The following is a 7,124-nucleotide window of genomic DNA, read 5'->3' as shown; positions in this document are numbered from 1 at the left end:
AGCAGCGCGCGGAACTCATCGCGTTGTCGCCGGAACCAGAATCCGAAATCGAGCACGACGTCGTGCCCCGCCGCGACATGGCACAGCAAGCGTGCTGCGATGCCCACTCGGCCGACGGGAGTGACGCCTCGACCGCATTTGTCAACTCGGGTTGACGTCGCGGCCATGTCAACCTATATTGACACCATGACAGATGCGAAGGATCTCGCCGAGTCGGCCGCGAGCGCCGACCCGAGGACCGGGTTGCGCGCCGCGCTCGCACTGCGTCGCCTCGCCGACTCGTTGGAGCGGCTGCAGGTGGCGAACGCCCGCCGACAGGGGTGGGCCTGGCAGGAGATCGCCGACGCGCTGGAGGTCAGCCGACAGGCGGTCCACAAGAAGTACGCGAAGGCGATGTCCTGAGCTTGTCGAAAGGAGATGTGATGTTTGAGAGGTTCACGAAGCCGGCCCGCGATGCAGTGGTCGCCGCGCAGACGTACGGCACCGAGCTCGGTCACGAGCGCATCGGCGACGACCACCTGCTGCTGGCGATCGGCTCCAGCGCCGACTCGTCCGCTGCCCGCGCGCTCGCCGAGGCCGGGGTCGATGCCGATGCGCTGCGGGCGGAGATCGAGCGGGCCCACGGACGCCTCGGCAACGACGACGCGGACGCGCTGTCGACGCTCGGGATCGACCTGGAGGCAGTGCGCTCCAAGGTGGAGGAGGTCTTCGGAGCCGGCGCTCTGGACAGCGGGAAGCCACATCGCCGATTCGGCGGGCACATCCCCTTCACCAAGGACGCGAAGAAGGTCCTCGAGCTCTCGCTGCGCGAGGCGATCCGGCTCAAGGACCGATCGATCGGCACCGAGCACATCCTGCTCGGCATCCTCCGCGCGGAGGGGGAAGGACATGCTGCTCTACGGGCCCTCGGCGTGGATGCTGCTGCGCTGCGCCACACGCTCGAGCGCGGCGAAGCCGCCTGAGGCCGAGGCGTCACCCCCGAGAACCGAGGCGTCACGTGCGTCGTTCGAGTGGGCACCGACGTGCCCACTCGAACGACGGGGGTGACGCTTCGGCGGGGTCAGCCGGCGAGGTGGGACCACGCCGGGGCCAGCTCGGTCCACGGACCCACCGCGGCGACCTCGCCGTTGACCATGACGACGACGCGGTCGGCCTGGGCGAGAGCAGCCCGCTTCGAGGTGGCTCCGATGACCGTGGTGTGCCGGTCGCGGAGCGCCCGCCAGAGCTCGATCTCGGTGGCCGCGTCGAGCGCGCTGGAGACGTCATCAGCCAGGAGCAGCTCGGTCTCGGCGGCCAGCGCCCGCGCCAGGGCGAGTCGCTGGACCTGTCCCCCGGAGAGGCGTACGCCGCGGTGACCGACGATCGCGTCCGGGCCGCCGGCCTCCTTGACGTCGAGCTCGAGCCGCGCGTCGGCGACCGGGTTGTCGAACGGCCGGTCGTGGCCCAGGCGGATGTTGTCGGAGAAGGTGCCGGAGAGCACCCGCGGCACCTGAGCGACGTACGCGACCTGGCCAGGCCTCAGGAAGGACTGGGGGTCCTCGACCAGCTCGTCGTTCCACCGGATCGTGCCGGTGTGCTCGATGAGGCCCGCGAGCGACGCCAGCAGGGACGACTTGCCGGAGCCGACCTGCCCCACGAGCAGGACCAGCTCGCCGCGCGAGATCGTGAGCGAGACGTCCGAGACGCCGATGGTGCCGTCATCGTGAACCGCCGACAGGGCCGAGAGCTCCAGCGAGTGGAGCGGGATCTGCTCGACCGGGCCCGGAGTCGGAGCCGCACCGGAGACCAGGTCGACGCCCGGTGGCAGCTCCATCAGGTCACGGCCGCCGGAGAAGCGGCTGGTCTCCTTCTGCCACGCCCGGGTGCCGGGAGCCTCGGTGACGACCATGCCGGCCACTCGGCCGAACCAGTCGAAGCCCGAGACCGCGTTGGCCACCAGCAGCGCGGTGGCCAGACCCCAGCCGCCGCCGAAGTAGATCGCCCAGGCGGCCACGACGCCGCACTGCACCATGAGCGCAGGCACGCCGTCGAGGAACGCCTGCACCCGGTGCTCCTTCACCGCCGCCTCCACCCGGCCGGAGTCCACGTGCTGCAGGTGGGCGTGGACCTGCGGGGTGGCCGCGGCCAGCTTCACGGTGCGTACAGACTCCAGCGCGGAGACCACCGCGCGGCCGAACCGGGCGCGAGCAGCGGATGAGGCCGAGGCCGAGCGACCTGCGATCGGTCGACCGACCGCGGAGGCCAACGCGGAGGCGACCATGACGACCAGGAGCACGGCTCCGGCGAGCGCGGTGCCCGCGAGCAGGGCCGTGACCGCCGCGATGATGAGGCCGTTGACGAAGTCGACCCAGCGGTCGGCATACCGGGCGTACCGGTCCGCGTCCATCGACCGCGCGACGACCTCGCCCGGCGGGGTGCGCGTCAGACGGTGCTGGCTGGTCTGGCCGTAGAGCACCGCCATCCGGGCCCGCAGCATGACCTCGATCCACCAGCGCGGGTAGCGGTAGAACGCATCGGCAAGCATCAGCGGTGCGGCCAGCAGGCTGACCACCAGCAGCACCGTCATCACGGTCGGCTGCCCGCCGTCTTGCAGAGACTCCACGATCCGCCCCCACAGCAGGCCCGTGAAGGCACCCTGTGCACCGGTCATCGACGCGAACAGGAAGAGCAGCGCGCCCGCGACGCCCCACTCGGGGCGGATGAACAGGGCGTGGCTGATCCCGCGGGCGAGCGACGGCCCAGTGCCGACCTCGGCCACCTTCGGCGGCGTGCCGGAGCGACGCTTTCCGCCGACGTTTCCGGTGGCCACATGATCGAGAGTGGAGTGGTCGATCGGCTTGACGTCCGGGTCGGGCGGGCCGTGGCGGTCGGTGCGGCTGGCCTCCAGCAGATCCCGGAACGGCCCGGGCGCCGTCGCCAGCGAGGCACGCAGACCGTGCTGGATCACCCGGCCGTGGTCGAGCACCGCAACGTGCGGCGCCCGCTCGATGGTGGAGAGCCGGTGGGCGATCAAGATGCCCGTACGGCCCGTGAGCAGCCGGTCGGCGGCCGCGACGACCCGGCGCTCGGTGAGCGGATCCATCCGCGCCGTCGCCTCGTCGAGAACGACCACTCGCACGTCGCGCACGAGCAGCCGGGCGAAGGCGACCAGCTGCTCCTCCCCCGCCGACAGTGAAGTGCCACCGGGGCCGAGCAACGTGTCTAGGGCGTCGGGCAGACCCTCGACCCATTCCGAGAGCCCGAGCGTGGCGACCGCTCGTTCAATGTCCTCTCGCGGGCGGGTGTCGTCGAAGATCGCGATGTTCTCGGCGAGAGTCCCGGCCAGGATCTCCGTACGCTGCGTCACCACGCCCACGGAGGCCCGCAGCTGCTGCAGGTCGAGGTCGCGTACGTCGACACCGCCCAGGAAGACCGACCCACGCGGCGGCTCGACGGCGCGAGATAGCAGCGAGGCGAGCGTCGACTTCCCCGAGCCGGTGCGCCCCACCAGCGCGATCGTGTCACCCGGCGGCACCGTCAGCGAGATGTCTTGGAGGGCGAAGGTGCCCTCAGCGTAGGAGAAGCTCAGGTCACGCAGCTCGACCTCCAGCGCGCCTCCGCCGGGCACCGAGGCACCGCCTTCGGGCTCGGGAACGCTGGCCATCATCTGGCGCAGCCGGATCACCGCGCCCAGGCCCGCCTGGATGTCGGGGAGGTGCATGGCGAGCATCGCAATCTGCCCAACAAAAGTGCTTGTGACCAGGAACAACGTCACCAGCGCGCTGATCCCGAGCCGATCCGAACCTGCCAGCGCGACGCCGGCGATGCCGATGCCGGCCAGCAGCGAGTGGAGCAGCACGCCAGCACGGCGGGCGACCTTCGCCTCGACCGTGACCACGGTTCGAAACTTCTCGTGGACGATCGCCGACAGCCTTGCGACCCGAGCCACGACGTGGGCCTGGCCCAGGCTCGTGCGCAGGTCGTCACGCCCCGCGATGCCTTCCTCGAGCACCGCCGCATGGTCGGTCCACGCCGCTTCCTCGATGACCTTGAGACCCGAGATCTTGCCCAGCAGCGCGCGGATGAAGACCCAGGTGAGCCCCGCGAGCAACGGGAACAGCAACGCCGCCGGCCACCAGGTGAAGCTGGCCACGATCCACATCGGCAGCGCCGCGAAGATCGAGCGGAACAGCATCCAGAACTGCCAGCGCAGCAGGTTGCCGACCTCGTGGGAGTCGTCGTCGACGCGGTCGAGGATCTCCCCGACGGCCTGCTCGCTCAGCTCGGAGAGCGGCTGACGCATGGCAGCCTGGAGGACGTCCTCACGCAGCTTGCCCTCGACCCGGTCGGCGACCCCGACCCAGCCGATCTTCGCCGTCGAGTCGATCAGCGAGGCGCCGATCACGCACAACGCCAGCCACCCGACCAGGCTGGCGGTCGGGTTCTCGGCCAGCCGGCCGGCCACGACGGTGCCGATCGACTGGGCCACCATGGCGACCGCGAGGGCGATCAGCGCCGCAAGCGTCACCGGCCCTTTGAGGCGTCGCCAGTCGACCTGCCGGCTCGGGTCGGCAGGGCTGGCGGGGACTCCGAGAGCCTTGCCCGAGGTGGGCGCGGGCGGAGTCGAGAGCGTCGCAGTCATCAGAGGATCACGGTATTCGTGACCACCGACACTTACCTAAAGGTTTTCCGCCGCTCATCGACGGCGAACACGACGCTGACCTGCATGTATAGGAATCGGAAGAAAGTTCTGGAGAGCAAGGTCACGTCCGCCGGGAAGATGTCCGGAAGATACGCCGGCCCGGCACGGAGTCCGTGCCGGGCCGACGCGAGTTGGGTTGCCTCAGAGAGAGTCGATCGCCTCGTTGAGCGTCGCGGAGGGACGCATCACGGCGGTGACCTTCTCGGCGTCGGGCAGGTAGTAGCCGCCGATGTCGGCCGGCTTGCCCTGGACCGCGAGGAGCTCCTCGACGATCTTGGACTCGTTGGCTGCGAGCGTCTCCGCGAGAGGCTTGAACGCCGCGGCGAGCTCGGTGTCCTCGGTCTGCGCGGCGAGCTCCTGGGCCCAGTAGAGGCCGAGGTAGAAGTGCGAGCCGCGGTTGTCGGTCGTGCCGAGCTTGCGGCCCGGGGAGCGGTCGTTCTCGAGGAATGTCGCGGTCGCCCGGTCCAGCGCGGCCGCGAGCACCTTCGCCGCCGGGGCCGAGGCCTGCTCGGCGTACTTCTCGAAGGCGGGCACCAGCGCGAAGAACTCACCCAGCGAGTCCCAGCGGAGGTAGTCCTGCTCGACCAGCTGCTGCACGTGCTTCGGCGCCGAGCCGCCCGCACCGGTCTCGAAGAGACCGCCGCCGGCGATCAGCGGGACGATGGAGAGCATCTTCGCCGACGTACCGACCTCGAGGATCGGGAAGAGGTCGGTGTTGTAGTCGCGCAGCACGTTGCCGGTGACCGAGATCGTGTCCTCGCCGTTGCGCAGGCGCTCGAGGGAGTACGCCGTGGCCAGGTCGGGCGCGAGGATCTTGATCTCGAGGCCCTCCGTGTCGTGCTCGGTCAGATAGGTGGCGACCTTCTTGATCAGCTCCGCGTCGTGCGCGCGCGACTCGTCGAGCCAGAAGATGGCCGGGGTCTTGGAGTCGCGGGCGCGGTTGACGGCCAGCTTCACCCAGTCGCGTACCGGGATGTCCTTGGTCTGGCAGGCGCGCCAGATGTCGCCGGCCTCGACGTCGTGCTCGATCAGCACGTCGCCGGCCTTGTTGAGGATGCGTACGGTGCCAGCGGCGGCGATCTCGAAGGTCTTGTCGTGGGAGCCGTACTCCTCAGCCTTCTGCGCCATCAGACCGACGTTGGGGACGGTGCCGATCGTGGCCGGGTCGAGCGGGCCGTTCTTCTTCACGTCCTCGATGACGCATCGGTAGACGCCGGCGTAGGAGGAGTCCGGGATCACCGCGAGGGTGTCGTCCTCGCCGCCATCGACGCCCCAGAGCTTGCCGCCGTTACGGACCAGCGCCGGGATCGAGGCGTCGATGATCACGTCGGAGGGCACGTGCAGGTTGGTGATGCCCTTGTCGGAGTTGACGTAGGAGAGCCTCGGGCCGTTCGCCAGCGCCGACTCGAACGCCGCCTTGATCTCAGCGCCGTTGGGCAGCGCGTCAAGGCCCGGCAGGATGGAGCCGAGGCCGTCGTTGGCGGAGAGACCGGCCTTGGCCAGGTCCTCGCCGTACTTGTCGAAGACGTCCTTGAAGAAGGCCTTCACGACGTGGCCGAAGATGATCGGGTCGGAGACCTTCATCATCGTCGCCTTGAGGTGCAACGAGAACAGCACGTCCTCCGACTTCGCCTTCGCGATCGCGTTGGCGAGGAAGGCGTGCAGGTGAGCGGCCTCCATCTTCGTGGCGTCGACGATCTCACCAGCGAGCACGGGCAGCTCGGCCAGCAGCGTCTCGGTCGAGCCGTCGGCCTTCTCGAGAACGATCGAGAGGGTGTCGTCAGCAGCGAGCGTCACGGACTTCTCGTTGGACTTGAAGTCGTGCTCGCCCATGGTGGCGACAGCGGTCTTCGAGCCCTCACCGAACGGCTTGTTGGTGTGCGGGTGGGCCTTGGCGTACGCCTTGACCGAGCCCGGCGCGCGACGGTCGGAGTTGCCCTCACGAAGGACCGGGTTGACCGCGGAGCCCTTGACCTTGTCGTACTTGGCCCGGATCTCCTCCTCCTCAGGCGTGCTGGGCGCCTCGGGGTAGTCGGGGATCTCGAAGCCCTGGGTCTGCAGCTCCTTGACAGCGGCCTTGAGCTGCGGGATGGAGGCGGAGATGTTGGGCAGCTTGACGATGTTGGCTTCCGGCGTCTTCGCCAGGTCACCGAGCTCGCCGAGGGCGTCGTCGGCGAGGCCGAACTGCGCCAGGATGCGCGAGGCCACGGAGATGTCACGCGTCTCGACCTCGACGCCCGCCTTGGCCGCGTAGGCCGAGACGATCGGAAGGAAGGAGTACGTCGCGAGCAGCGGCGCCTCGTCGGTGTGGGTGTAGATGATTCGTGCGGCCATTGGTGTGGCTACTCCTGACAAGTTGCGGTCTGCGGTGCTGCTGACTGAGGTCGGGGACCCGGGCATACGGGAAAGTGCCTTGACGTCAAGATACCTGATACCCGATGCG

4 protein-coding genes are annotated in these 7,124 nt (G+C 69.3%); 2 read left to right on the top strand and 2 right to left on the bottom strand.

Translation table 11 applies throughout. From position 1 onward, the window contains the following. Positions 1-186: 186 nt before the first annotated feature. Entirely contained in the window at positions 187-402 is a 216-nt protein-coding gene (locus ABZZ22_RS22790; RefSeq protein ID WP_354936321.1) for a helix-turn-helix domain-containing protein, read from the top strand. Positions 403-422: 20 nt separating this feature from the next. Continuing rightward, complete coding sequence (locus ABZZ22_RS22785; protein ID WP_354936318.1) at positions 423-962, top strand: Clp protease N-terminal domain-containing protein; 540 nt, start codon at positions 423-425, stop codon at positions 960-962. Between the two features lie 98 nt (positions 963-1,060). Here the strand turns inward: ABZZ22_RS22785 and ABZZ22_RS22780 are convergent, their stop codons facing one another. Both ABZZ22_RS22780 and ABZZ22_RS22775 read right to left on the bottom strand, forming a co-directional pair. Further along, positions 1,061-4,621: an ABC transporter ATP-binding protein gene (locus ABZZ22_RS22780; RefSeq protein WP_354936315.1), complete on the bottom strand. Its 3,561-nt coding sequence runs from the start codon at positions 4,619-4,621 to the stop codon at positions 1,061-1,063. 201 nt (positions 4,622-4,822) lie between these two features. Then, positions 4,823-7,015: an NADP-dependent isocitrate dehydrogenase gene (locus tag ABZZ22_RS22775; RefSeq protein ID WP_354936313.1), complete on the bottom strand. Its 2,193-nt coding sequence runs from the start codon at positions 7,013-7,015 to the stop codon at positions 4,823-4,825. Positions 7,016-7,124 lie beyond the last annotated feature (109 nt).

Origin of the sequence: Nocardioides sp. NPDC006273, from assembly GCF_040613495.1 — a bacterium.
Taxonomy (GTDB): domain Bacteria; phylum Actinomycetota; class Actinomycetes; order Propionibacteriales; family Nocardioidaceae; genus Nocardioides.
Note: the sequence above shows the minus strand (reverse complement) of the source record. Positions and strands in the feature narration are given on the sequence as shown.